The organism is Streptomyces griseorubiginosus (genome assembly GCF_001514195.1).
Lineage (GTDB): Bacteria > Actinomycetota > Actinomycetes > Streptomycetales > Streptomycetaceae > Streptomyces > Streptomyces griseorubiginosus.
The window spans coordinates 21558-46952 of the sequence record NZ_KQ948750.1; the positions used below are offsets into that span (position 1 = coordinate 21558).

General features: G+C 68.9%; 24 protein-coding genes and 4 pseudogenes. 14 read left to right on the forward strand and 14 right to left on the reverse strand.

All coding sequences use genetic code 11. The annotated features are described in order from the left end of the window. Positions 1 to 135 precede the first annotated feature (135 nt). A pseudogene (locus AQJ54_RS46520) lies at positions 136 to 1059 on the forward strand (IS5 family transposase). Between the two features lies 1 nt (position 1060). Here the strand turns inward: AQJ54_RS46520 and AQJ54_RS44595 are convergent. Further along, entirely contained in the window at positions 1061 to 1462 is a 402-nt protein-coding gene (locus AQJ54_RS44595; RefSeq protein ID WP_079070286.1) for a DUF6193 family natural product biosynthesis protein, read from the reverse strand. Between the two features lie 278 nt (positions 1463 to 1740). Between AQJ54_RS44595 and AQJ54_RS47235 the strand changes: the two genes are divergently transcribed. From AQJ54_RS47235 to AQJ54_RS41225, 6 genes are all read left to right on the forward strand, one after another. Then, positions 1741 to 1872, forward strand: a complete 132-nt coding sequence (locus AQJ54_RS47235; RefSeq protein ID WP_243659441.1) for a hypothetical protein — start codon at positions 1741 to 1743, stop codon at positions 1870 to 1872. After that, a complete protein-coding gene (locus AQJ54_RS45940; protein ID WP_162951918.1) occupies positions 1821 to 2033 on the forward strand; it encodes a hypothetical protein in 213 nt (70 codons plus the stop codon). The genes AQJ54_RS47235 and AQJ54_RS45940 overlap by 52 nt, the downstream gene beginning before the upstream one ends. A 189-nt stretch (positions 2034 to 2222) precedes the next feature. Beyond that, positions 2223 to 4595, forward strand: coding sequence for a sensor histidine kinase (locus AQJ54_RS41210; protein ID WP_062246577.1), 2373 nt, complete (start codon positions 2223 to 2225; stop codon positions 4593 to 4595). After that, positions 4592 to 5020, forward strand: coding sequence for a roadblock/LC7 domain-containing protein (locus AQJ54_RS41215; protein WP_062019102.1), 429 nt, complete (start codon positions 4592 to 4594; stop codon positions 5018 to 5020). Before AQJ54_RS41210 ends, AQJ54_RS41215 begins: the two co-directional genes overlap by 4 nt. After that, complete coding sequence (locus AQJ54_RS41220) at positions 5017 to 5370, forward strand: DUF742 domain-containing protein (RefSeq protein WP_062246578.1); 354 nt, start codon at positions 5017 to 5019, stop codon at positions 5368 to 5370. Before AQJ54_RS41215 ends, AQJ54_RS41220 begins: the two co-directional genes overlap by 4 nt. Further along, positions 5354 to 5950 (forward strand): GTP-binding protein, encoded by a 597-nt coding sequence (locus tag AQJ54_RS41225; RefSeq protein WP_062246579.1) that lies wholly within the window; start codon positions 5354 to 5356, stop codon positions 5948 to 5950. The genes AQJ54_RS41220 and AQJ54_RS41225 overlap by 17 nt, the downstream gene beginning before the upstream one ends. A 160-nt stretch (positions 5951 to 6110) precedes the next feature. Here the strand turns inward: AQJ54_RS41225 and AQJ54_RS41230 are convergent, their stop codons facing one another. The 3 genes and pseudogenes from AQJ54_RS41230 to AQJ54_RS47920 all read right to left on the reverse strand — a co-directional run. Then, positions 6111 to 6314 (reverse strand): hypothetical protein, encoded by a 204-nt coding sequence (locus AQJ54_RS41230; RefSeq protein ID WP_062019105.1) that lies wholly within the window; start codon positions 6312 to 6314, stop codon positions 6111 to 6113. 188 nt (positions 6315 to 6502) lie between these two features. After that, positions 6503 to 7021, reverse strand: a complete 519-nt coding sequence (locus AQJ54_RS41235; protein WP_159055655.1) for a hypothetical protein — start codon at positions 7019 to 7021, stop codon at positions 6503 to 6505. Between the two features lie 28 nt (positions 7022 to 7049). Continuing rightward, positions 7050 to 7296 (reverse strand): annotated as a pseudogene (locus AQJ54_RS47920) (transposase); the annotation flags it as partial. Between the two features lie 669 nt (positions 7297 to 7965). On the opposite strand from AQJ54_RS47920, the gene AQJ54_RS47240 reads away from it, so the two are divergent. Further along, positions 7966 to 8595 (forward strand): ArsR/SmtB family transcription factor, encoded by a 630-nt coding sequence (locus AQJ54_RS47240; RefSeq protein WP_248845578.1) that lies wholly within the window; start codon positions 7966 to 7968, stop codon positions 8593 to 8595. A 352-nt stretch (positions 8596 to 8947) separates the two neighbouring features. Next, complete coding sequence (locus AQJ54_RS47245; RefSeq protein WP_248845579.1) at positions 8948 to 9187, forward strand: hypothetical protein; 240 nt, start codon at positions 8948 to 8950, stop codon at positions 9185 to 9187. Between the two features lie 119 nt (positions 9188 to 9306). Here the strand turns inward: AQJ54_RS47245 and AQJ54_RS41255 are convergent, their stop codons facing one another. From AQJ54_RS41255 to AQJ54_RS41280, 7 genes and pseudogenes are all read right to left on the reverse strand, one after another. Continuing rightward, positions 9307 to 10191, reverse strand: coding sequence for a hypothetical protein (locus AQJ54_RS41255; protein ID WP_062246585.1), 885 nt, complete (start codon positions 10189 to 10191; stop codon positions 9307 to 9309). Then, positions 10188 to 10826 carry a hypothetical protein gene (locus tag AQJ54_RS41260; protein ID WP_062246588.1) on the reverse strand — a complete coding sequence of 213 codons (639 nt, stop codon included), beginning with the start codon at positions 10824 to 10826 and terminating at the stop codon, positions 10188 to 10190. The genes AQJ54_RS41255 and AQJ54_RS41260 overlap by 4 nt, the downstream gene beginning before the upstream one ends. After that, positions 10823 to 11986 (reverse strand): tryptophan dimethylallyltransferase family protein, encoded by a 1164-nt coding sequence (locus AQJ54_RS41265; protein ID WP_062246590.1) that lies wholly within the window; start codon positions 11984 to 11986, stop codon positions 10823 to 10825. Before AQJ54_RS41265 ends, AQJ54_RS41260 begins: the two co-directional genes overlap by 4 nt. A 785-nt stretch (positions 11987 to 12771) precedes the next feature. Beyond that, a complete protein-coding gene (locus AQJ54_RS45945) occupies positions 12772 to 13500 on the reverse strand; it encodes a hypothetical protein (RefSeq protein WP_062246592.1) in 729 nt (242 codons plus the stop codon). Between the two features lie 164 nt (positions 13501 to 13664). Next, positions 13665 to 13811 (reverse strand): annotated as a pseudogene (locus tag AQJ54_RS47250) (NF041680 family putative transposase); the annotation flags it as partial. An 81-nt stretch (positions 13812 to 13892) separates the two neighbouring features. Next, entirely contained in the window at positions 13893 to 14126 is a 234-nt protein-coding gene (locus AQJ54_RS47255; protein WP_248845580.1) for a hypothetical protein, read from the reverse strand. A 276-nt stretch (positions 14127 to 14402) separates the two neighbouring features. Continuing rightward, a complete protein-coding gene (locus AQJ54_RS41280; RefSeq protein ID WP_062246593.1) occupies positions 14403 to 15338 on the reverse strand; it encodes a class I SAM-dependent methyltransferase in 936 nt (311 codons plus the stop codon). Positions 15339 to 15425: 87 nt separating this feature from the next. On the opposite strand from AQJ54_RS41280, the pseudogene AQJ54_RS47925 reads away from it, so the two are divergent. Further along, a pseudogene (locus AQJ54_RS47925) lies at positions 15426 to 16282 on the forward strand (IS701 family transposase); the annotation flags it as partial. Positions 16283 to 16424: 142 nt separating this feature from the next. Here the strand turns inward: AQJ54_RS47925 and AQJ54_RS41290 are convergent. Next, positions 16425 to 17876, reverse strand: coding sequence for an amino acid permease (locus AQJ54_RS41290; protein WP_079070288.1), 1452 nt, complete (start codon positions 17874 to 17876; stop codon positions 16425 to 16427). Between the two features lie 203 nt (positions 17877 to 18079). On the opposite strand from AQJ54_RS41290, the gene AQJ54_RS41295 reads away from it, so the two are divergent. Both AQJ54_RS41295 and AQJ54_RS41300 read left to right on the forward strand, forming a co-directional pair. After that, positions 18080 to 18790: a FadR/GntR family transcriptional regulator gene (locus AQJ54_RS41295; RefSeq protein ID WP_062246598.1), complete on the forward strand. Its 711-nt coding sequence runs from the start codon at positions 18080 to 18082 to the stop codon at positions 18788 to 18790. 79 nt (positions 18791 to 18869) lie between these two features. Next, on the forward strand, positions 18870 to 20342 hold the full coding sequence (locus AQJ54_RS41300; protein ID WP_062246600.1) for an APC family permease: 1473 nt from the start codon (positions 18870 to 18872) through the stop codon (positions 20340 to 20342). A 262-nt stretch (positions 20343 to 20604) separates the two neighbouring features. On the opposite strand, the gene AQJ54_RS41305 is transcribed toward AQJ54_RS41300, so the two are convergent. Together AQJ54_RS41305 and AQJ54_RS41310 are read right to left on the reverse strand one after the other, a co-directional pair. Then, the gene (locus tag AQJ54_RS41305; RefSeq protein ID WP_062246601.1) at positions 20605 to 21582 is read right to left on the reverse strand and encodes a CU044_5270 family protein; all 978 of its coding nucleotides are present in this window, start codon (positions 21580 to 21582) and stop codon (positions 20605 to 20607) included. Then, the gene (locus AQJ54_RS41310) at positions 21579 to 22175 is read right to left on the reverse strand and encodes an RNA polymerase sigma factor (protein ID WP_062246603.1); all 597 of its coding nucleotides are present in this window, start codon (positions 22173 to 22175) and stop codon (positions 21579 to 21581) included. The genes AQJ54_RS41305 and AQJ54_RS41310 overlap by 4 nt, the downstream gene beginning before the upstream one ends. A 689-nt stretch (positions 22176 to 22864) precedes the next feature. Between AQJ54_RS41310 and AQJ54_RS41315 the strand changes: the two genes are divergently transcribed. Together AQJ54_RS41315 and AQJ54_RS41320 are read left to right on the forward strand one after the other, a co-directional pair. Continuing rightward, positions 22865 to 24190: a M1 family metallopeptidase gene (locus tag AQJ54_RS41315; RefSeq protein WP_062246605.1), complete on the forward strand. Its 1326-nt coding sequence runs from the start codon at positions 22865 to 22867 to the stop codon at positions 24188 to 24190. A gap of 422 nt (positions 24191 to 24612) precedes the next feature. Continuing rightward, positions 24613 to 25281 carry a hypothetical protein gene (locus AQJ54_RS41320; protein ID WP_248845582.1) on the forward strand — a complete coding sequence of 223 codons (669 nt, stop codon included), beginning with the start codon at positions 24613 to 24615 and terminating at the stop codon, positions 25279 to 25281. Positions 25282 to 25395 lie beyond the last annotated feature (114 nt).

Below are 25395 nucleotides of genomic sequence, written 5' to 3' on the forward strand. Positions count from 1 at the left end.
TCAGGGGATCAGAGCACCAGCGCCGCGTGCAGCGCACTGAATGTCTCACGAAGCTCCGACGTGGCGATCAGATCAATCTCCATCTGCAAATGGCACACGTCGTCGGCGCCGTTCGGAGTCAAGGCCGCGTTTGAGATCTGCCGTAGCCGTGGGCTTACGCGCTCGTTGAAGTCCGTGAGCGGTTCTGGGGGCGGATATCCGTCGGACCTGACGGACGAGCAGTGGACGCTGGTGGAGCCATCGCTGCCGCCGGCGCGGGTGGGATCGAGGGGCGGGCGGCGGGCGGCGGGCGGCGGGAGCAACATCCGCGGCGTCGGATCGTGGACGCGATCTTCTACGTGGTTTTCGTACCGGGTGCGCCTGGGGGCAGCTGCCGAAGGACTTCCCACCATGGCCGACGGTGTACTGGTACTTCACCTGGTGGCACGACGACGGCACCGTCGAGCGCGTCCACGAGCACCGCGGGACAGGGTGCGCAAGGCTGACGGCCGCAACGCCGAACCGAGCGCGGGCCTGATCGACTCGCGGTCCATCCGCACCGCTGACACCGTCCCCGCCGCAACCAGGGGCTTCGACGCCGGAAAGAAGGTCAAGGGTCGCAAGCGCTTCCTGGTCACCGGCACCCTCGGCCTGCTCATTGCGGTCCACGTGGTCGCCGCGAGCGTCCAGGACCGCGACGGGGCCCGCCGACCGCTCTTGTGGGCCCGGCTCGACCACCCGCAGGTCCAGAAGTTCTGCGCGGATCAGGGCTTCTCAGGCCGCCTGGTCGATTGGACCGCCCGCATCCTCGGCCTCAAGCTGGACATCGTCCGCAAAGGCCCTGGCCAGCACGGCTTCCAGGCCCAACCCAAGCGGTGGGCGATCGAGCGCACCTTCTCTTGGCTCACCGCCCACCGCCGCCTCGCCCGGGACTACGAGACCATTCCGGCCCGGTCCGAGACCGTGATCCACTGGGCGTTGATCGGCATCATGGTCCGCAGGCTCACCCGCGGCCGACCGGCGACGCGGTCGGGCCCGCACCCGCTCGTACCCACCGCAACAGCCGGACAGGCCAGTTGACTCAGCTGAGCGATTCGAGGTCGTCGGGCGTGCCGTCAACGGCAGGTCCACACCCTGCGGGGAGGTGCGAGGCTACGAGTTCCACGGCCTCATCTGCAGCAACAGGGCCACCGATGTGCTCCCGCCCCGAACCGTTCGGCTCATACAGCCGCCGAACACGGAAGTGCCGTTCGCCGTGAGGGAAGATCGAGGGCAGGTCGTGCGACCATGGGAAACGGGTGCACCGGCTGAACTGCAGCGATCCATGGCTGACCAGCGGAAACAGAGCCCGGAGGGCAGGGTTTGCGTATGCCGCCTCCACTAGGGCTGTGTCTATGAGGTTCGCGTCCATGTCCCGCACGACCTGCCACTTAGCTGCCACAGGGTCGTCTGGTGCCGTTCCGAGTATGTCCATGTCTGCCATGCTCCGACGTTAGCTGACTCCGCAACGGCCGGTTCGTAGACCGCCGTTCGGTTTCCTCGCTGATGAGGCACTGCCTCACCGGAACCGCATCTGTCGCTTCTGTCAGGTGGCTCCCCTCAACAGCACTGGCCACTCCGGCGACACTTCAGCTGCAAGACAGAGCAGATCTCGGGTCTGCCGCACGATCGGGTGACATCTGAACTGGCTTGCCCTGTGGGGCGGGTGGGAGGGATGTCGCTGTGCCCAAGCCTTATCCGGACGAGTTCCGCCAGGACGTCGTGCGAGTCGCGAAGAACCGAGGTCCGGGTGTGACGGTCGAGCAGGTGGCCACCGACTTCGGAGTCCATCCGATGACGTTGTGGAAGTGGAGCGCCGCGCGGACATCGACGACGGAACCATGCCCGGGGTGACCGGCCAGGAGAGCGCCGAGCTTCGGAGGTCGCGTCGTCGGATCAAGCTGCTGGAGCAGGAGAACGAGGTCCTGCGGCGGGTCGCGGTCTATCTGTCGCAGGCCCATTTGCCGGGAACCGGACGGGAGTCGTTGGCTCTCCTACGTCCGGCCTCGGGCTGAACCGGCTACCGAGAGTGGCGTATACAAGGTACGCCGGATGCGACGGCCATCTGGCGTTTCCCGGAGATCCTGTTTCCTGGACGTAAAACAAAAACATGATCCGGTGACCGGCGCCCCGTGAGGCTCGTTGGCCGGGAGCAGAACAGTTCCTTTCTCTGCCCCGACCAACCCCTCCCATAAGGCAATCCTGTGGACGTCACATCACGCGTCGCATCCAAGACCCGTGTCACATCCAAGACCGACACCAGTATCCGCACCAGGCTTCTCAGAATCCTGACCCTGGCCCTCGCGGTCCTGCTGGCGCTGCTCGGGCTCGCCGCTGCCGAGCAGGTCTCCGCCTATCGCAACGCATCCGCCACCGAGGGCGACGCACGGCTGGAGATCACCCTCCAGGGCCTCGTCCACGAGCTGCAGAAGGAACGCGGTCTGACCACCGGATACGTCGGCGGCGTCCGGCAGTTCAAGGCCAAGCTGCCCGCCCAGCGCAAGGCCACCGATGCCGCGCGTGCCGAGCTCGACAGGGCTCTGAAGAGGTACCGCGACAGCGCCGCGGGTTCCGTGCGCGAGTCACTGGGACGACTCGATCAACTGGCCGGCATCCGCGGCCACGCGGACGACCACACCGGCGTCGTGAAGGACACCTTCGACTACTTCACCACCACCATCACCGCCCTCGACCGGCTCGACCTCGGCCTCGACGAGGTCCGCGACGCCACCCTGCGCGACGCCTACCAGTCGCTCCAGACCCTGGGCAACGCCAAGGAGTTCACCGGCGAGGAGCGGGCCATCGTGCTCGGCTCGGTGCGCGGCGGGAAGTTCCGCGGCGAGGACTACAGCCGCTTCATGGAGATCCGCGCCGGCCGGCTCGCCGCGCTCGCCGCCTTCCCGCGCTCGGCCACCGCCGCCCAGGAACGCCGACTCGACGCGGCCCTGACCACGCCGGACGCCGAACGCATGCTCGCGTACGAGAGCACCGCCGTACACGGCAGCGGACGGCTGACCTCCCGCGCCGTGCCGCCCATGGCGTGGTGGGACGCGGCGACCTCCACCATCAACGGACTGCGCCGGGTGCAGGTCTCGCTCGGCACCGACGTCGAGAACCGCGCCGTTGAGCTGGAGAGCGCCGCCCAGCGCGACCTGCTGCTGTTCGCTCTGCTCGCCCTCGGTACCGTCGCCGCACTCGGCGCCCTCGCCTTGGACTGCGTACGGTCCGTCTCCACCCCGCTCGCCGAACTCGCCCAGCAGGCCCGCGAGATGGCCGGCGAACGGCTGCCGAGCGCCGTGGCCGCCGTACAGAACGCCGACTCCGGCGAGACGCCGCGGCCCCCCGCGCCGCTCACCCTGCCCGGCCGCACGGGCTCCGAAGTGCGGGAGGTGGCCGAGGCGTTCGACCGGGTCCAGCGTGCCGCCTTCGACCTCGCCACCGAGCAGGCCGTGCTGCGCCGCAACGCCACCGACTCGCTGGTCAGCCTCGGCCGCCGCAACCAGAACCTGGTACGCCGCCAGATCAGCTTCATCAACAAGCTCGAGCACGAGGACGCCGACCCGGCCACCCTGGCCAACCTCTTCGAACTCGACCACCTCGCCACCCGGATGCGCCGCAACGCGGAGAGCCTGCTGGTGCTCGCCGGCGAGTCCAGCCCCCGCCCCTGGGGCACCCCGCTGGCCCTCACCGATGTGCTGCGCGCCGCGCTCTCGGAGGTCGAGGAGTACCGCCGCGTCACACTGCGGCGGATCGAGCCCGCGTACATCACCGGTTCCGTGGTCGCCGAAGTCGCGCACCTGCTCGCCGAGTTGGTCGAGAACGCGCTCAGCTTCTCGCCGCCGGACTCCGATGTGGAGGTCGAGGGGCGGCGCACCAGCGCCGGATACCTGGTCGCGATCGTCGACCACGGGTTCGGCATGGACACCCAGGCGCTCGCCGAGGCCAACGTACGGCTGTCCGGCACCGCCAGCTTCATGGCCGAACCGACCCGGTTCCTGGGCCACTTCGTGGTTGGCGCGCTCGCCCGTAAGTGCGGCATCGAGGTACGGCTCGGAGAGGCGCCGGCGGCCGGCGTGGTCGCCCGGGTACTGATCCCCACCTCGCTGCTGACGGAGGCCCCGCAGAAGAAGGCGCAGGACGGGCCGGTGCTGCCCGCGCCGCGAAAGGAGACGGAGGTGACGGCCGCCGAGCTGGTCACCGTGGCGGCGGAGGCGAAGCCGAGCGTGGACGAGAACAACAACGCGAACAGCGACGCGAACAGGACCGAGGACAGGAGCGCTGTGACGCGGAGCGTCACCTCCGCCGCCCGCACCCGTAACGGGCTCGTGAAGCGGCCCCAGCGCAGCGCCATCGCGGACGCCGTCAGCGAGACGGACCGTCCGAAGCGGCCGGTGCCCGCCGAGCCGGCGTCCGATCGCAGCCCCGAGGAGATCTCCGGGATGCTCTCCACGCTGCGCAGCGCCCATATGCGGGGCGGCATCAGTGTGGAGAAGGCGAAGCGAGAGAAGCAGGAACAGGAAAATCGGCAACAGGACGAGCAGCTGTCCGCCGAGCAGGGAAAGGGTGACGTCAAGTGACCACGGTGGACGCTCACAAAGACTCGCAGACCTTCAACTGGCTGGTCGCCAACTTCGTCAGGGGCACCGACGGGGTACGGGACGCGGTCGCCGTCTCCTCCGACGGGCTGCTGATCGCCGTGTCCGACGGGCTCGGGCGCACCGAGGCCGACCATCTCGCGGCGATCGTGTCGGGGCTGAGCAGTCTCGCGCGCAGCGCGTCCAAGCGGTACGGCTTCGACGGGGTCAAGCTCATCATGATCGAGATGGGGCGGGGCTTCCTGCTGGTCTCCGCGATCAGGGACGGCAGCTGTCTCGGGGTGCTCGCCGACAGCAGCGGTGAACTGGGCCTGGTCGGCTACGAGATGGCGGTGCTCGCGGAGCGGGCGGGTGATCTGCTCACGCCCACGCTCATCGCCGATCTGCGGCAGGCGTTGCCGCGGTGAACGGTGAACTGCCCAAGGAAGAAACGGTTGAGGACGCGACGTTCGTCCGGCCGTTCATCATCACCGGAGGCCGGGCCGAGCCGCTGCAGGCGGACCTTCGGCTGGAGACGCTGGTCGTGGCCGTCGGCGTACCCGACGAGACGCTGACGTTCGAACGACGGCACATCGTCGCGGTCTGCGAGCGGCCGACGACGGTCGCGGAAGTGGCGTCGCGGGTCGGTGTGCCGCTCGGTGTCGCCAAGGTGCTCGTGTCCGACCTCGTCGTGGCGGGTCAGCTGACCTGCCGGCAACCCGCGGAGCTGCCGCTCCAGACGCTCGAAAGGATCAGGGACCATGTCCGGGCGCTCTGACAGGATCGTGCCGCTCGCTGTGAAGATCGTGGTGAGCGGGGGACTCGGTGTCGGCAAGACCACGTTCATCGGGGCGATCTCGGAGATCGAGCCGCTGGACACGGAGGCCGCGATCACGCAGGTCTCCGTGGGCGTCGATTCGCTGGACGGCGTCGAGTCGAAGACGACGACCACGGTGGCCCTGGACTTCGGGCGGATCACGCTCGATCCGACGATCGCGCTGTACCTGTTCGGGACGCCCGGGCAGGACCGCTTCTCCTTCCTGTGGGACGACTTGGTGGAGGGCGCCCTGGGGACGGTCGTCCTCGCGGACACCCGGCGAATCGAGGAGTGCTTTCCCGCGGTGGACTACTTCGAGACGCAGGGGGCGCCGTTCGTGCTGGCGGTGAACCACTTCGACGGGGCCGAGCGGTTCGAGCTGGAGGAGGTGCGGGAAGCGCTGGGGCTGGGACGTGACGTGCCTGTCCTGGAGTGCGACGCGCGGGAGCGGGCGTCGGTGCGGGATGTTCTGGGCGCTCTCATGGACAGGGTGATCGGAGTTCGGGCAGCCCCCGACCGGCGGGCAGCGATGGTGCGTTAGCGGCCGCCTGTCCATCGTCAGCGCGTAGCTGAAGGAGGGGATGGCGACCTGCCGGGGGCAGGCGAATAGACCAAGGCAGGTGACGCCCTGCCCCAGGAGTCGGGGCAGGGCGTCATGGGTGGGGCCGCATGGGAGGAAGCATTCATGGCGTCGTGCTCGGTCAGGACATGTCGAGCCCGAACTTGCAGGTCAGGGTCTGGTGATAGGTCTGACCGGCCTGGGTGTAGTCCGCGTCGCAACCCGAGAGGGGTGCTTTCACCTGTGCGGTGACCTTGAGCCGTACCACCGCGTACTTGTCGCTGAGCGCGCCCGGCTTGATCGTGTTCGGGTGTCCGGCACAGTTCGGGTGCTTGTCGAGGTCCACGTCGCCGGCGGTGGGTTGGGTGGTCTCCTGGCAACCCAGCCGGTAGCCGGGTGTGTCCTTCGCCGAGTAGACCGCGTACCCAAGGACTTTGACACCGCCGGGACGTTGAGGAGTTTGACTCCCGTGACGGAGACGGCTTGTGCCGAGCCCTCCGTGGTCGCGGAACCGGTGGCCACGCCCGCGTCCACTTAGTCGCTACCGGTCAGCAGAGTGCCGTCCGGAGCCTGGCCGTAGAAGGACGCTTCCAGGGAGAGCACGCCTCCGTCGTTGTCCGCGTAGGTCTGCAGGTTGCTCGGGAGGGTCGAGGGCAGCGTGAATGACCAACTGCCGTCCCCCGGCAGCACCTCGTCCACCGGGGTCAGGGTGATCGTGGCGCCGGCCAGCGGTGAGCCGTTGCCCAGGGTGAAGACGCCCTTGACCGTGGCGGCGCCGGGCACAGGGGTCAGGGTGCCAGGGCTGGGGGCCGCGGTGATCGTCGGTCCGCTGGAGGACGGCGCGGCGCCGTCCGTAGGTTTGACGTCGGTGTCCGACGGCGAGGGCGAAGTGCCGGGGGCCGGGCTGCTGGTGCTGCCGCAGCCCGGTGAGTCGGTGCTCTGTGTGCAGACGGCATTGGCCGGTGACGACAGTCCCAGGCCGATCACCCCCGCTGCGGCGACGACGCTCAACGCAGTGGCCAGAGACAGACGTCTGCCAGATATTTCGCTCATGAAGGAAATCCCCGATTGCCCTATTTCACCGGCGCGAAGCATCAACCACGCAGCGGGACCAGTCCGGCTTGCCGTTCCGCGTTCAGCTCGGCGAGCGGGACCTCGTGCAGCCGCTGCCAGACCCCGGTCTCCTTCCCATCCCGCAGCCGCCGCCAGCACGTCGTGCTCGAACCGAACCCGAGCTCCTTGGGCAGCTCCTGCCGCGGGATGTCCGTATGCAGCACGTACAGAATCCCGCACAGCACCTGCCGGTCCGGCAACCGCTTCTCGCAGGGCCTGAGCGGCGGCGCCGGTGGCGGCGTCTGATCCGTCCGGGTGGCCAGGGGGACTGGCCGCGGGCATCCACGTTGATTCGGCCGGCCCTGCCCTTCTCCCTACTGGCAGCCCGCGGTGTGAACCTGCTCGCCACGCCGTGTCCGGTTCGCGCCAGAACCTCCACGCTTCACCCACAACATCGCACCCAACCGTCGGCAGCTGTCAGTTGTCATCCTTGATGAGAGTCACAGCTGTTCACGCTCGGCCCACCCCCCACTGACCGGGAACGAGGTCGCATGCTTCGTATCCATTTCACCTCCCACGACTTACACAACATCCGCATCTCACGGCGACCCGATCCGCTGTGGGAACTCATCTGTGCGGCCTGTCGGCTGGCCACCCACCAAGGCCCACTCGAATTCGGTGCCTGGCGACGCTCCGTCAGGGAAAGGCTCGCCACGGACCCAATGGCCGGCCATGCCGTGCACACCCTTCAAACACTCGTCCCACCCGTCGGCTACATCCCCGACTTCCTCACCCCGTCCGTGACGGAAGGCGGTCTGCCCGCAGCCCTGGAGGCGATACACGCCACTTCTCGCAGCCGTTTGCGGCACGAGTTGGGCAGGCTCGCTGCCGCACGTCCTCTGCCCGTCTGGACCACCGGGCTGGGCCGACCGGGTGACCGAGGCATGCGCTCCTTGGTGACGGCGCTGGACATCTCCTCCAGGGCGTTGCTCGAACCCCGCTGGGCCCACGTCCGCCGAGCCGTTCGTGACGACGTCGACCTGCGGTCTCACATCCTCCTCGACGGCGGCGTCGTGCCCCTGCTGGAGAGCCTGCGCCCACTCGCGCGATGGAAAGCGCCCGTACTGGAGGTGGAGTACCCCGCCGATCGCGACCTTCATCTGGAGGGACGTGGGCTGCGCCTCGTACCGTCGTACTTCTGCTGGCGCAGGCCCACCGCGCTGGCCGATCCCGCCCTCGGCCCGGTCCTGGTCTACCCGGTCACCTCGCGACCGCTCGACTCCTTCACCCTCAACGGCAATGCGCTTGATCGCCTATTGGGCCGCACCAGGGCCTCGGTCCTCACCGAGGTGGCCCGCAGTGGATCGCGGACCACCTCGGAGGTGGCGACAGCTGTCGGCATCGCCATGCCCAGCGCGAGCTACCAACTGGCCATCCTCCGAGACGGAGGGCTGGTGGCGAGTCGGCGCGACGGGCAGTACGTGCTGCATACGGCGACTCTCATGGGCCACCAACTCCTGGGGGGAGATGATGGAGAGTTGCGACCCACGCTCACCGTCGGCTGCATCTCCTAGCGGGATTGCGGGCGTGCACAGGCTGCCCACGTTTCGAGCACATTCGAAATGCTTCACTCCCACCCGGCACAAGGGCCAACGTCCTCGGCAAGGCAAGGCGCACCATCACACCTGACGGGGGAAGAATGAACATGATCCGCAATCAGCGCGCCCGTCGCGTCACCACAGCAGCCGTCACCGTTCTGACGGCAGCCGTCCTCGGGAGTGTCGGAGCCGGCGCTTCCAGCGCCACACCGCAGCAGCCCGGACTGCGGCACCCCAGACGCAGCAGATCGCCTCGTCCGTCCTCGGCAGCGACTACAAGATCACCCTCACCGCGCTGCGGTCGACGGAGGACCAGTACGCCGCTTCGGTGCAGCTGAAGGTGTATACGCACGGCAGCGGAACCTGGAAGGAGTCCGACCGGGTCACGGTCGGCGCGGTCGACGGATGGTTCTGGTACCCGCTGACCGGCAGCCACGCCGTCTGCGAGTTCTCCACCTCGAGCTCGGAGCCCGCGCCACTCGCGGTCAGCTTGATGATCACCCCTTCCATCGGCTGCTCCGACCCGGTGCACTACGTCGTGAAGCAGGGCAAGGTGTACGCCGAGTGAACCGGCCACCGGTCGGGTTCGAGAAGCACGTGCGGTGAGGGCGGCGGCCGTCGAACGTCTCGCCGGCCGCCGCCCGCTCACGCGCCCCGGCTTCATGGACGTTCCGGTGACCGGGGGTCTTACCTGGCCTGATCGGACAGGTCGTCCTGTGCGGGGCGGTGCGCGGGGTGGGTGCCGTTCCGGTCCAGGAGCCGTGTCCGCCAGAGTGCGAGGCCTTGGGACAAGTCGGCGTCTGCGTGCGTCAGTCGGAGAAGGCTCCTGTCGATGTAGTGGACATAGAGGGGGACAAGATCGGCATGGAGGAGTTCGGTGAGGCGCTCCGCCGCATCCGGCTGTCCGTGGCGTGCGCGCGTGGCGGCGCGTACGAGTTCGCCGGCCACCGGTGAGGGACCCGCGAGGTGGTGGTGGATGGCGTCGTCGGTGGATCCGGGATCCGCGGTGTCGGCGGTGTAGAGGAAGCGTAGAGGGAGCAGAACCGCCTTGGTGAACCGTCTGAGGTCGCCCGCCAGGCGGGCGGGGTCGTGGAAGTCGGCCAGCACGGGCTCCGAAGCGAGCACCTGCAACGCGAAGCGGACGCTGTCCGTCACCAGCGCGGCGGCATCGGCTTCCCCCACGTCCTGGCGTACGTCCTCGCCCAGGAGCAGCATGCCGCTCTTCTTGAGGTCGAGCCGGTCGACGGCCGGGAACCTGCCGTCGTCCTGGTTCGTCCGCAGGGCCGGCAACGAGCTCCAGAACACGGACAGCCGTGCGTGGGCGCTGTCCCGCGCCTGGAGTTCGCGGGTGACCTGGTCGATGATCCGTTGGTCGTCGTGACGGCGGTCGGTCAGAACGAGTGCCAGGTCGATGTCGCTGACGGCGGGTGCGAACCCTCCGTGGGCGAGGCTCCCCAGGGCGTAGGCCGCGGTGAGGCGGTCGGCGAGGGTTCGCCTGAACTCCCTCGCGCATGCCTCGGCGATCGCGGTGGCAGAGCCGGGGTCGAGAGCCTCCGGGGAGAGCGTGCTCATGCGGGGGCGCTGGTGTCGCGGCGCGCCAGTTCGGCGATCCGGTCGGAGACCATGATGATGATCTGCCAGGCCCGGTCGAGGAGTTCGGTGACCTCGTCGAGCTGCCACTCCTGGCGCTCGGCGAGCAGCCGGTAACCCATCTCGATGTGCTCCTGGTCCGCTTCGTCGTGCAGGGCGAAGTAGGGGTTGCCGGGGAACGCGAGGGAGCCCGCGTTGCTGAAGGTGAGGCTGCCGGCCTCCAGGACGAGGTGGGCCAGGACCACGCGGTGCAGTCCGGGCAGGGTGCGGAACTGCTCGACGAACCAGGCGGCCCCGGCCTCGACGACGGGGTCCCAGTCGGCGGTCCGGCCGGTGGGGTGGCTGTCGGCCAGGATGTCGTTGTGGCCGAGCTCCTCCTGCCGGTGTTGGAGGGCGAGTTCCTTGAGTTCGGGGTCGGTCTCGAACGCGGCCCGGACACTGATCATGCGCTGGAACGCCTCGGACCACGGTGCCAGGTGTGTCAGTACGGCGTCCTTCGTGGCTGCCGGTGTCGCGGGGTTCTCCAGCAGGAGGATCAGATCGCTGCAGCGGTAGGCGCGGACGTGCTGTTGGTTCCTGTGGGCGACTTCCCGTAGGGGCGCGGGCATGGTGGTCATCGGTGGGCGTCCTCCTGGAGGGCGGTTCGCAGTGGCCGTGGCGGTGGGCAGGGCTGTGGGGACGGCTGGGGGTAGATCGGAAACCGGAAGTAGACGCATACGTCGCCCTCGTGACCCAGCGAGCGGTAGCTGACCAGTTCCTGCAGTCCTCTGCTCCGGCTCAGAGGCCGCGGTGCCACGGCGTCGAGGAGGGCATGGTGGCGTTGCGGGTCGATGCCTTCGTGGGCCATCAACGCCCCGATCCTGACGGCGGCTTCCGCGTCGGACGTGGTGAAACTGGACACCCGGAAGTAGGTGGTCGACTCGTCGGCGCGGGGGGCGCCCGGCCGGAAGGCCAAGCAGGTCAGCGGGGTTTCGCCGGCGGCATCGGGGGCCGTGCCGAGCAGAGCCCGGAAGGCCGAGCGGGCCCGGTGCGGCTCATGGGCCCGGGCGAGCGAGGCCATCTGCTCCAGGACCGCGACGCTGCTGGTGTGGTTGCGGTAGTAGACCTTGGCCCGGGATCGCGCGCTGGAGTCCAGGTCGAGTGCGAAGAACTCCAGTTCCCGCTCGACTCCGTCTGCCTGTGCCGCTTGGGCCACCCGCGCTCGGACGTCTGCCCACGCGGAGCCCATCGCGAGGCGTTCCATCGCCTCTCCCACCAGGGCGTGACGTTCATGCAGCGGCACGGCATACAGGCCGAAATAGATCTTGAAGGCCGGAGGGCGCCCTGGTCGCCAGGCCAGGGAGTGCCAGACGGGCACAGGTACCGCGGCCTGGCCCGTGTCCGGCATGAACACGTCGGCCACCTTCCCGTATCGGTCCAGACCGACCGTCGGCTCCGCGGCCAGACGATCCGTCAGGGCCACGGCGGCGGTCTGGTTGGAGACCGCGGTGATGGGCCTGGAGGCGCCCAGTGTCTCGAACAGAATGCGCAGTTCAGGTCTCCCCCGGGACCACTTCACGGACATCTCTGCGGGGAATCCGTCGTCTGCGACGTACGAGGGGAACGGGCTCTCCTGCCCGACGGGCAGGTCGGCCCATGGCCGCAGAAGGTCCCGGACCTGGTCCGTCACCGGCTCGCTCACGGACCGCGGCAGGCCCAGCCCGTCGCACATGTCGATCCAGCGTTCACGAAGAAACCCGCCGATGGAACGGCCTTCACCCAAGAAGATGCTGTCCACTCCCCTGTCCATTCTCCGAGCGTGCTGTCCCTTCCCTGCCGACATGAGCCGCCCGTCGCAGGCAGCACAAAAGGCTTCATCAGCAAGGAGATCCACAGGAAACGCGCGGAACGACCGCTGATACTGACGAACCGTGCCGCGCCTGAGGCATGACCACTCTCCAAGCGCTTGAGCGCGGGGTCCAACTATTCGAAGAGCATCGAAACGGTGGTCTTCAGCGGGGAACGACAGCAGTCACGAGCACGGGGTCAGGACCGGCAGGGTGGCGGTCGCAGGGCTTGGTGCTGGATTCCTCATTCGCGAGGGATCCAGCACCCACCGGCGAACCCGATCCCTCACCAACCTGGGAACTAACCGACTCCTGCGGATCAGCGGTCACACGAGCCTGAGTCGTCCCAGCAGCCCCCGCGCAGTCACTCTCGGGGCGGGCCTCGGGAGCAACGTCGTGCGCGATGTACCGGTGCCGCCCCCGCTCCGCCGCACGCCGCTGCACCGTCACCCAGCAAGCCGCCTCCACCTCGTCAACGACCGCCGACGCCGCCGTCACCGACATGCCTGACCGGCCTGCTTACCTGAATGGTGCCGCAAGCCGGCCGCCAGCTCAGCCTCCGTCAGCCCGATCCCCCGCGCCTGAGCGAAGGCGATCAACGCGAACGCACGCAGCTGCCGGGGCGTAAGGTCCTCCGCGGCCGCGACCGGCAGGCCACACGAACGCCTCTGGACGCGTCATTTCCGGCACCATTCACAGCGCCGACGTACCCGTCCGGCACGGCAGCGCCGCGGTTTCAGCACTCTGTGCAATACGGGCCGGCGGGCGCCTTCGGAAAATCCGAGTGTCCGTCCAGCCACCCGCCGAGCCGTTCGGCCAATGTGTGGTCTTCGGGGAACAGAGCGTGCCCGTGATGAGGGCATCGGGCGTTGGGATCCCACGCCCACATGCGGCCTTCTGGAGTGCTGTAGTCGACGAGGGACCAGATCGCACAGCCCCACGTCAATAGCGGTACAACAGACGGCGGGTGGTTGGGGGTTCCTCGCCAGCCCAAGTACTCCTCCAGCAGCCGACTGCTGTCACTGAAGCTGTAGGTCATGTCAGTAAGGGACAAAGCCTCCCCCCAGCGGCCGAACCCACCGTCGGCGACTTCGAGATAGATCCGCTTCAGGAGCCGCGGCATCGGATGCCCCACTGCTGTCTCAAGCTCGGCCACAGCCTCGGGCGGCGCAGGTGGCGGCAGCTCGTCAGCCGCGTCATGCTCTCGAATCCTCTGGATCAGCTCATCGTCGGTCATACCGACATTCGTAGCAGCTGCCACCGACACCTTGCCCAGGCTGACAAGGCAACTGATTACGGCTACCGCTGATTTCATCGTGAGTGTGTGGACTGACGAGGAGACGATGGCCGCAGCCACAGCGTCGATCCCGTCCGCTGGGAGGAAGCCACCGACTCTTCGGGCCGTCGGGTCACCCTGGCCGTGCTCGTCCATGCCTTCCTCGCCGTCGACCGCGCCGACGAGCACGCCCGCCACATCCGGGGACGGGCTGATCCCGCTCTGCCCAGTGACAGTTCACGACGCTCGTCGTCCCGCCGGTGCGCGAGGCGACGCACCGGCTTCGCTGGTCCGGCCGGCGACGCCGCTGAAGCCGTTCGTCGACGTCACGGTGGCGACTTTGGGTGCTTGCTCCGGGCGATCCGGAGCTGGGCATAGGCCGCGATCACGAGCCATCTCCACCGGTCGGCCGCCTCCGAGCTGCGGAGCCTGGGCCGGGTCCAACCGAGTGTCTGCTTGAACAAACGGAACGTGTGCTCGGGATCGAAGCGGCGCAGGAAGACCAACAGCGGTCCACGTCGTTCGCAGTGACGGCGGGCCCGGCTACCACAGCAAGTTCGAGTCGCGTTCGACGCTGGATCTCAAAGCGCGTGGTGGTACCAGCGCCGGTGCACCACAGGTTCGACACACAGCACGGCGGCGCCTGCGATCGCGCCGACCAGCATGGCGGAACCACCGCCGCCGTTGATGACCGCGCCGAGGCATGCGGCGGCAACAGCGAGCGGACGCATCAGGGTCAGCGGGCCGAGGCCAATGACCATCGCGAGAGTGCTGGCACGAAATGGCAGGACGAAGTAAGCGGCGAGCGAGAGCAATACGGCTGTGGCGTAGACGGTGAGAGGGAGCAGGTATCCGATGCCGCCATCCGTCAGGGTGTCGTATGTCCGGGCCCTAGCTGGTGCGGTCAGCAGCAGGAGGGCAGCGGTCAGCGCGGGCGCGAGCAGCAGGACGGCCCCGACCGTCAGCCCACGCAGGACGGCCCTGGTGACGGCCCGGTGTTTACGAATGCGGGCATCGCGGCCGGCATAGGCGCGGAAGCCGCTGAATGCCGCATCGACCCAGACCGAGCACTGCGAGGGGAACGGCGGGGGTCATCGGGCGGCCTCGACGAGATACTCCGGGCCGACCAGTCGGCGTGCGGCCCGCCCCAAGGCCCGGCGAAGCGGCTCCTCCAGTGGCGGGCGCACTCCGATGACAGGGCGCAACGTGGTGCAGAACGGGTTCACCGTGCCGCGCGGCTCGTACAGCAGCGGCCGGATGCCGGGCACGTCGGCGGCCCGCAACAGCGTCTCGTCACTGTGCGCGCGCCGCGCGGAGACCACGCCGTCGTGACGGCCGAGCGGGTGGCGCATCCGGGCGCGGTGGTAGATCCAGGCACCGATGGGTGCAAGGCGGGTTGCGGCGATGTCGAAGTGGCAGAACGCCTGCGCCGGTGAGGTGGCCTGGGCCTTGAAGAACTCGGTCAGGGCGGCACCACGGAAATGGTGCAGCACACCGGTGGAGACGTAGACGGTCGCCGCCTTCGGCATGTCGAAGGCATTGCCGTGGATGAAGCGGCAGTTGAGCCCTTCTGCGTGAGCAAGGCGTTCCGCTTCGCCGACCAGCGAGGCATCGAGGTCGACCCCGATCAGCTCCACGTCCGCGCCGAGGGCGTTGGTAGCCGCCAGCCAGCGCACCAGGCAGCCCAGGCCGCAACCGACGTCGACCAGGCAGTACGGCCCAGACTGCCGGGTAGTTGCGCGGACGGCGGCCAAGAGCGGGCCGAGCACATGGACCAGGCGTTCGCCGATCCGGAGTTCCTCGCTCAGGCGCTGGAGTTCGGTGTGCACGCTGATCAGCAGACGGTCCACGGCGTCTGGGTCGAGTACGCCGTCCTGATCAGCGGGCAACCCAGCGACGATCCCGGCCGCACGACCGTCACCGCTCGCCTGGAGCTGCTCGATCACCTCGGCGCGCCGGACCGGGAGCCGAAGGCCGCTACGGGGATCCACCGCCGTGATCAGGTCGGAAATCTCAAGCTGGTGCACGAGGCAGAACCCTACGGTCTCCCCTTGCCAAGCACAGCATGCTGGGTGCCGCCATCGACACGCCTCGTGCCCTTGGAGTGGTAGTCGTATCTGCCGCCGGTGTGGACCGACGAGCCCGACCGCTGCCGCAGGGCAGGCGTCCCTCAGGAGGTGGTGCACCGGAAGAACTGGCGTCTGGCGCTCGGCCTGCTGGACACACGCAACGGCCACTGGAGGCGCCGGTCGTGGTCGCCGACGCCGGCTACAGCGTCAGCACGCCGTCAGGCTCGGTCTCCAGGAGCGAGGGCGATGTCCTGGCCCTGCAAGGTAAGGAAGTCGCTCATCCGGAAGAAGCCGAGCCGCGCCAGCCCGCTTATGGCGGGCTCGGGCCGCCCGCTCTTCCCCGCTACCGCCTCCCGCCATGAGCCTTCTCCACCCTGGCCGCGGAAACCGGCGCGGAGCAATTCCCCGGAGTGACCTGGCGGCAGGGCAGCAAGGGCGCGATGACCTCATGGTTCGCGGTGCTGACGGTGCGGCCCGCGGGCAAACAGCCCCTGGCCGCCGCCCAGGAATCGGGCGGGGGCCGCAGACGGCGGGACGGCATCCTGCCCACCCGGGCCCTCCTGGTCGAATGGGCGCAAGGCAGGGACGCGCCGACGGACTACTGGATGTCGAACCTGCCCGCCACCACACCCGTCGCTGACCTGGTGGGGTGGGCGAAGATGCGCCGGCGGATCGAACATGACTACCGCGAGCTCAAACACGGCCTGGGACTCGACCACTTCGAAGGCCGCACCTGGCCCGACCGGCACCACCACGTCACCCTCGTCACCGCCGCCCAGGCATTCCTCACCCTCCGCAGGCTCGACCAAAAAGCCGAGGCACCGGCCCGAGCCTCTACCAGGCCCTCTCCCCCAAGACCTGCTGAGGTTCTGGAGGGGTCTCGGGCAGGACCAACTCGCTGATCGTCACGTGGTGCGCAGGAAGCAAAGGGGTCCCGGGGGTGGTTCTGCGTCAGCGGTCCGGGCCGTATGGGGCGGCGGCGGTGCGAGAGGAGCGCACCGCCGCCGGTCGAGGGCAGGGCTGTCGCCCGACAGAGCCCGGTCCCTAGGACGGGGTGACTTCTTGCATCCTCCTTCGGGCCACCCGCTCGCGGACCAGCGCAAAGACGACCACCCCGAGCGCCACCAGGGTGGACAGGACAACCTGGTCGCGTCCGCCGCCGTCGGCCGTGTCGGTGAGCATGTAGCCCAGGACGAAGGTGATCAGGGCGATGGTGGCCCAGGTCAGGTAGGGGTAGAGCCACATCCGGACGACGAGCTTCTCCGGCGTCTCCCGTTCGATGATCCGCCGCATCCGCAGCTGGGAGAAGCAGATCACCAGCCATACGAACAGGGCGATCGCGCCGGAGGAGTTGAGCAGGAACTGGAAGACCGTGTCCGGCCACAGGTAGTTGAAGGCGACCGCGACGAAGCCGAAGACCACCGAGGCCAGGATGGCCGCCTGTGGCACACCGCGCTGCGTGGTGCGGCCGAAGGAGGCGGGCGCGTCACTGCGCCTGGCCAGTGAGAACGCCATGCGCGAGGCCGTGTACAGGCCCGAGTTGAGACAGGACAGCACGGACGTCAGCACGATGGCGTTCATGATCTGCGAGGCGTGCGGGATGCCGATGGAGCTCAGCGCGGCCACGTAGGAGCCGTCCTTGAGGATGGCCGGGTCGTCCCAGCGCAGCAGAGAGACCACGATCAGGATCGAGCCCAGGTAGAACACCGCGATACGCCAGATCACGCTGTTGGTGGCCTTGGTGACGGCGCCCCGCGGGTCGGCGGTCTCGCCGGCGGCGAGCGTGACGATCTCGCTGCCCATGAAGGAGAAGACGACCATCAGCACGCCGGTGAGGATCGCTCCGGGCCCGTGTGGCAGGAACCCGCCGTGTGCGGTCAGGTTGGAGAAGCCGGAGGCCGGGTGGTCGGAGCCGGGCAGCAGGCCGAAGATCGCGAGAGCGCCCACCACGATGAACGCGGCGATGGCGACCACCTTGATGCCGGCGAACCAGAACTCGAACTCGCCGTAGGAGCTGACCGAGGCCAGGTTGGAGGCGGTCAGCACGACCATGACGATCAGCGCCCAGCCCCACTGCGGGACCGCAGGTATCCAGCCCGCCAGGATCTTCGCGCCGGCGGTCGCCTCAACCGCAAGCACTACGACCCAGAAGAACCAGTACAGCCAGCCGATGGTGAAGCCGGCCCAGCGGCCCAGCGCCCGGTCGGCGTAGGCGGAGAACGAACCCGAGGTGGGGTTGGCCGCGGCCATCTCGCCCAGCATCCGCATGACGAGGACGACGAGGATGCCCACGAGGGCGTACGAGACGAGGATGCCGGGGCCTGCGGCGGCGATGCCGGAGCCGGAGCCGACGAACAGGCCGGCGCCGATGACACCGCCGATGGCGATCATCGACAGATGGCGGTTCTTCAGGCCGGCCTGAAGGCCGGAGCCTGTGGAGGCGGCCCCGGTGGTGGTCACCGGGTCCGGAGCGGAAACAGGGGGACGTGTGGTCATCTCGACATCCATTGGGGAGAGCGGACGAGGGCTGCAGGTGCCGAGACCGGAAATTAGTTCACTGCGATCTAAAAAAACAAGGCATGGCCGCCTTGTTTAAGTGTTCAGCATGCTCTATTTTTTGGCGCATCGCGGAACCGGCCTCCTGGGAGCCCCTATGCGCAACACCGTGACCCCGCTCAGCAGACCGTTACAGTGGCGCCGTGGTGAATGCAGCGGGCAAGTTCGGACCGTACGGCGGCGGGGACACACGTCTCCTGCCCGGCCGGGGTCCGACGGGTTCGGAACTCGTCCGATCGCGGATCGCCCTGCGGGTGCGCCTGGGGTCTGTCTCACCCCGGGACCGGCTTCCGGACGCCGGCGTCCTCGCCGAGGAGCTGGGGATCAGTGAGATCACCGTGCGCCGTGCGCTGGAGGGCATGTGCCAGGACGGCCTGCTCGATCGTCGGCGGGGCCGCGCCGGCGGGACCTTCGTGGCGGAGGGGTGGGACGCCGTCGTAGCCCTGATGCACGACGCCGAGGAGTCGGCTTCCTTGGACGCCTTCCACCTGCTGCTCGAGTGCGGTCTCGTGGCGCACAGCGCCGGCGAGGTACCGGCCGGACCGCTTGAGGAACTACAGGCGCTGGTCGACGAGATGGACCTGACCGACGACCCGGCACGACTGCTCGAACTGGAGACGCTCTTCCACCTCGACCTCGCCGAGGCTCTCGGCGGTCCCGGGGTCCGTGAGTTCGCCGCAGACCTGCTGGGCCGGCTCAGCCTCCTGGCGCCCGCACCGACGCCCGAGGTGATACGGGCGCGAAACCGCTGCCACGCCGAACTGCTGGCAGAACTCGGCCGGGGAGCGATGGATCCGGCCGTGCAGGCGGTCAAGGCACACCAACAGAGCCACCAGGAGACCCACCCCCGCTGACAGCCCGTTGTCGCGACCCGACCGCAGACACCCCCGCGCCCCCACTGCGCACCGCCACACCGCACAAGGAGACGCCGCCATGCCCAAGCCCCGAGCCGTCGGTCCGCCGCCGACGTCGGGACCCGCCTCTGGCGCACCCCAGCGCCTGCGGGGCGGAGTTCTCGGCATGGCGGACATCGCCGCCGCCACGATGGCCAACGTCGGCCCGGCCATGAGCTTCTTCTTCAGCTTCACCTTCCTGGCCACCACTGCGGGCGAGGGCTCTCCGCTGACCATCGTCGCCGCGGGCGTCGCGGTCGCGCTGCTCGGCAACACGCTCGCCGAGTTCTCCCGGGCACACCCCTCGGCGGGCAGCTTCATCACCTTCGTCGGCAAGACGTTCGGGCCGGTCAGCGCAGTGACCACGGCCCTGCTGGCGACACTGGGCTACATCGTCGCGATGGCCGGTGTCATCTCCATCTCCGGCGGGTTCGTGCAGATCACCCTGCACCACTACACCGGGGTCGACCTCCCCTGGATCATCTGGACGCTGCTGCTCACCGGTCTGGCCGTGGTGCTGATGCTGCGCGGCGTCGTGGTCTCCACCAAGTGGGCCGGCTACTTCTTCGGCGTGGAGATGCTGATGCTGGTCGTCGTGTCGGTCGCGGCGATCGTCGAACACCGCGGCGATCTCTCGGCCGCCCCCTTCCTGCCCAGCCACATCAGCCACGGCTTCAAGGGCCTGGCAGCGGGCTTCCCCCTGGCGGTGTACATGTTCATCGGCTGGGAGAACTCCGCGGCACTCGCCGAGGAAACGGAGAACCCCCGGCGCAACGTCGGCCGCGCCGTGTTCTCCTCCGTCGCCATCATGACCGTCAGCTACATCCTCTTCGCCTACTCCACCTTGACCGGCTTCGGCTACGACGTGGCCCGGCTCGGCGACTCCCCCACGCCCTTCATCGACGTCGCCCACCACACCCTTGGCGCGCTGGCGTTCGTCGCCTACCTCGGAGGCCTGACCTCGACCCTCGGCGTTCTGGTCGCGGGCATCAACTCCCAGGCCCGCCTGGTCTTCAACGCCGGACGCGAAGGGCTGCTCCCGTCCTTCCTCGGCTACGTCCACCCCACTCGCCGCACACCGAACAAGGCGATCGTCACCTTCACCGCCACCTCGCTGCTGATCATCGGAGGCTGGGCCCTGGGCCACCTGCTCGGACCCGGCGGCAGCTCGATGAACCCGGTGGTCTTCTTCACCGAGTCCTCGACGCTGGGCGCCATCCTGATCCTGCTGGTCTACCTCGCGTCCAACATCGCCCTGCCGCTGTACTACCGCCGATACCGCCCCCAGGAGTTCCGCAAGGTACGGCATTTGATACTGCCCGCGCTCGGCACGGTGGCCATCCTGGTCCCGCTCTACTACCTCGCCAAGCCCGGCCAGCCCGCACCGTACAACTGGTTCCCCTACGCCGCCCTGGCCGCCCTCCTCGCCGCCGTCGGCTACGCAGCCCTCCTGGTCCGCCGCGACCCGAGCCTGGCGGAACGCGTCGGATCCATCGTCGCCGACGCCGACTGACTTGCGTGTCGGCGGATCCCCATTGTGGCTGCGAATCACCTGGTCAATGTGCCTGCGGGACGGCCTTTGACGAGAGTTCAACTGCGACTGGCTGAGCTGCACAAATCCGAGGTGGGATAGGCACCGTGTCGTGCACTGAACCAAGCAGGGGCGCTCTCAAGCCGGACTACAAGGAGGACTCCACACGCGACAGCCCGCCCATGCAGTAGTCGGTTTCACGACGAGAGGCGCCTGGTGTCGCACCGTGCGCCCGTCGTGGTGCTCAGGGGCGGGCGCCGGGCTTGTTGACGACACCCCAGGCCGCGCGGGCGCCGACCGACTCCCCGTCGTTACGGGTCTCCCCGAGGTAGGCGTAGCTCTCGGAATCGAAGAAGATCTCCTGTTTGCCCTGCCAGCCCGCGGCCGTCCTCTCGGCGTAGTTCACGCTCACGCCGATCGCCGGGCGGCCGAGCGGGTCCTTGACGCCGGTCGTCACCCGGGCGCCGGGGATCTTCGCCAGAGCCCGGAACAGGCCTGCCTGGACTTTCGGCGGGATCAGCACCGACCGGTACAGGACGTCGATCTCCCGCCAGTCGCGCTGTGCGGGCGTCTCCCCCTTGATGGAGCCGATGGCGTGCTCTTCACGGATGCGTTTCATCATGCGGTCGGGGTCGCTCGGCAGGGTGGCGAGGAAGCGGTAGAACTGCCGCTGGGAGCGGTCGTCGTACCCCTGCTGCTTCCACTTCTCCTCCTGGTTGGGGCCGTACCAGACCTGGAGCTTGTCGGGGTCGAAGTCCGAGATGTCACCAGCCGGGGGGATGCCGGGCAGATTGGCCTGTCCAGTGCCGTCCCAGCGGGTCCACTCCTCACTGCTTTGCGGCTTGCCCTGGACGAAGACGGTGCTCTTCTCGTACACCCACTGCTTCGGACCGGGTTCGGTGCCGTTGTGCTTCTCGACGGTCGCGGCGGCCAGTTCGAGAGCGTCGGCGGAGGCGCCCGCCGACAGCACCTGGGGGTGCTTCCCGGCGGGGGCGCGGGGGCTGTCGGCGGGAAGCGTCGCGACGATCCCGGCGGTCACGGCAAGGGCGCCTGCGGTGGTGGCGCCGACCAGGATCATCCGGCGCCTGGGAAGGGCTGCCCGCCCGCGGTGGGTCTCCTGCCGGAGCGCCGCAGTGAGCCGGGCCCGCGGCGCGGCGAGCTGGTCGGCGTCGGGAAGGGGGGCATCGGCGCGCAGGCTGCGGGTTTCGGAGAGCTCGTTCATGCGGGGTCACCTTCGTGTATGCGAGCTTCGGTGAGGGGGCCACCGGCCGCGCCGGTTGCGGTGCGCAGCTTGCGGCGGGCGCGGTTGAGGCGGGAGCGGACGGTGCCGACAGGTATGCCGAGGGCTTCGGCGATCTCCTGGTAGCTGAAGTCGGCCCAGGCGAAGAGCAGCAGGACGTGTCGGTCTCCCGCGGAGAGATGTGCCAGCGCCCCGGCCAGGGGGCGGGCGGCGGCCTCGGCAGCCAGGCGGTCGTCGGCGGAGTCGGTCCAGCTGTCGGCGACCGGGTCGTGGCCGGTGCGGGCGAGCAGCTTCAGCGCCCTGACCTCCTCCCGGCGCTGCCGGCCGATCTGTTTGGCGGCGATGCCGAACAGCCAGGGCCGCACGCCGGCGCGGGCAGGGTCGAACCGGGCCCGTATCCGAAAGGCCGTCAAAAACGTTTCGGCGGTGACGTCGTCGGCTGCGTCCCGCCCCAGCCGTCGGGCGACGTACTGGTGGATCGCCGGGGCGTGACGCTCGAAGAGCGCCGCGAAACGATCGGGTTCGTCGAGTGAGGCCGCGATGAGCTCGGCGTCGCCGCCGGCCGAGTCGGTCATGGACTGTCCGTCCGTTGGTGGGATCGGTGGGTGTCAGGATGGCGGGTGTTCACACCCTGTACTTGCCGATCCGCGGCGAACAGGTTCACGCCTCTCCGAAGCATCGCGCCCCGGGTCCTCCGGTATCACCGATTCGGTTTCGGAGGGCGGTAGCCAGAGGCGGTGGACGTGCAGGTCAGCATCGGGCCCAGCGGCAAGAGGGTGTCCGCGGTCATGCCCTTGCCGTAGTGACCAACAGGAAAGCGGCCCGCCACTGCGAGGGATGACGGGCGTGACGGTTGCGAGACAGATCTTGGCCGTCAGGCGGCGGCCGGCAGCGTTCGTGGAGGGCTTGGAGCTCCGCCTCGATGGCGCGGTGTGAGTCTGTTCCCCATTCTCCGCCGCGCCGACTTGTGCGGGCGCTCAAGCGCGGAGGCCCCCGCCGACGCGCACAAGCGGAGAGGCTGGCACCCTGTCCTCCGAGGCGCACCTACCCGTCCCGGCTTTTCGGCCGCCCAAGCGGAGCCGACCTCCCCTCTTCGCGCGGGCCCGTGTCGGGCGTGGGGAACCCTGTGCCAAGATCCGCTGGCATGTCATCTGTCATGTCGTCTGCCACGCCTTCGTTGCCTTCGTCGCCCGCGGGCCCCTCAAGAACCGTTCGCCGTCTGCTGGTTGCCCTGCTCGCGCTGCTCGCGACTGCAGGCTCCACCGTGGCCGAGGCCGGCACGCCGTCCGGCCCGGCGCCCGGCGCCGCGGTGAGAGCGGCCGAACCCGCGACGCCCGACCGCCCCAGCTACGACGTGAAGCTGCGCGCCGACGCCGACGGCTCCCACTGGGCGGGCCGGCAGACGGTGTCCTTCCGCAACGCCTCCAGCCGACCCCTGCGTGAGGTGTACATACGCCTGTGGGGCAACGGCGAGGACGGCTGCGGGACATCCGGAAGACCGTCCCCCGTCCGCGTCTCCCACGTGCGCGGCGGCACTCCGGGCCGCCCCGGCGTGAAGTGCACGGCGCTGCGCATCACTCTGCCGAGGCCGCTCGCACGCGGTGAGCGGACGGCCGTCTCCTTCGACGTGGCCCTCACCGTGCCCACACGCAACAACCGCTTCGGCCACGAAGGCGCGTTCCGCTTCCTGGGCAACGCGCTGCCGGTCCTCGCCGTGCACGACGCGAGGGGGTGGCACCTCGATCCGTATGTGTCGTCCGGCGAGAGCTTCTACACCGTGGCGAGCGACTTCCGGGTGCGCCTCGACCACCCGTCCGCCCTCAAGGTCCCGGCGACCGGCAGCACATGGACCCGCCCCGGCGGTTCCGGTCGTACGGTCACCCACAGCGTTGCCAAGCGGGTGCGGGACTTCGCATGGGCGGCGGGCCCGTTCCGCACCGCGACCCAGTCCTCGCCCGGCGGCGTGCGCGTGAAGTCGTACTGGTCGCCGAACACGCCCGCCGCCGGTGTCCGCCTCAACCGCAAGGACGCCGTCGCCGCCATCGACCGGTTCGGCAAGGAGTTCGGCCGCTATCCGTACGGCGAGATAGACCTCGTGATGACCCCCGGGTTCGCCGGCGGCATGGAGTACCCCGGCCTGGTCATCCTCGGCACCCAGGAGGAGGGCGGCGCCACCGTCCACGAGATCGCCCACCAGTGGTGGTACGGCATCGTGGGCAACGACGAGTACAACTCACCCTGGCTGGACGAGAGTTTCGCCCAGTACGCCAACGCGCGCTACTACCGTTGGGACGGGTTCGAGTGCTCGCCGGACGACTCCTGGCCGAGCGCCACGGCCGCGCTCACCAACTCGATGGCCTACTGGTCTGCACACCGTGGCGAGTACTTCCAGGTCGTGTACGGGATCGGCCCCTGCGTCCTGGCCGACCTGGAGCACGTCCTCGGGGCCGGCACCATGGCGCGCCTCGTCAAGAAGTACGCCCACGACCACTGGTACGGCGTCTCCACCACCACCGACTTCAAGAAGGCCGCACAGTCGATGACGCACGAGGACCTCGGCCCCTTCTGGCGGAAACACCGCATCCGCTGACGTCGCACTCCGCTCGCGGGAGACGGGCGTACCCCGTCGGCGCCACGATGACGGTGACCGACGGGGTACGCGGGAAGGGCAGTGTCGTTCCAACGGTGCGTCCGGGTTCATGGGCTTGCTTCAGGAGCGGGGGCAGGACCGCGGGGTGGTCGGCGGGGGTCGACGGCCGCGCACGGGACTGATTGATCAGACATCAAAGCCACGGGTGCGCGGCGGACGACCGCGTCGTCACGCTAAGGTCAGCAGTCGAAAACCGGCCAAGACCAGACGCGAAGGCGGCATGCGGCATACGCCGATGTCTGTTGCACGAGCGGTGATGCGTGAAGAACCGACGCGGACGTGCAACTGACAGCGGCCGAAAGTCGTCCTTTGCGGCGAGCCGTCGAGGCACACCAAGAACTCGGACAACGGGGGGACGCAGCATGAACGTGACGTCGAAGAAGAACCGACGCAGACCGATGGTGGTCGGTGCAGCCGTACTGGGAGCCTGCGTGGCCGGTGCGTTGCTCCTCACCGGATGCAACGGCAAGGAAGAGGCGAAGGGTTCGGCCGCGGACGCCCCCTCGCCGAAGGCGGCTGCCACCGGCGGCAAGGAGACGGCCACCAGCGCGGCGAGCAAAACGCCGGTCGCCACAGCGTCTGCGGGATCGATCAGCGCCGCCAAGTCCCCCGGAGCGGTTCCGGCCGCTTCCAAGGCTCCTGTTGCCACCGCCTCCCCTGCGGGCGGCACCGACGACGACGGCTGTGACCACAAGATGCCGATCTCTCCCGACGAAGTCGCGGTCTACCGCTACACCCCCGAAGGGGGGTCCCTCAGCCTGATCGTCAAGTACGGCAACTGGGGCTGCGGGTCCCCCGACTCCGACGGCGCGCCGTTCGAGACGGTCGGCAAGGAGACGTTCATCCCGATGGACCAGGCCGCTTACATCACCGTGACCAACCCCATCGTGGAGAGCACCGAGAACCAGCACATCGGCGTTCAGGAGTTCCTCGACTGGCTGGAGGCGCACCCGAATTCGGGGCTCGTCTTCACCTACCACCTGGGGGCCGACGGCGCGATCGACCGCCTCGACGAGGTCTTCACCCCGTAGCGGCGTCTCGGCGCTTGGTCATCCCGTCCCGGGCGGGGGCCCGCCGCCTTACGCCCGTCCGATGGCAGACGGCTGGTCAGGGAGCCGCCGGATCGACCAGCGGTTCGGCGGCCG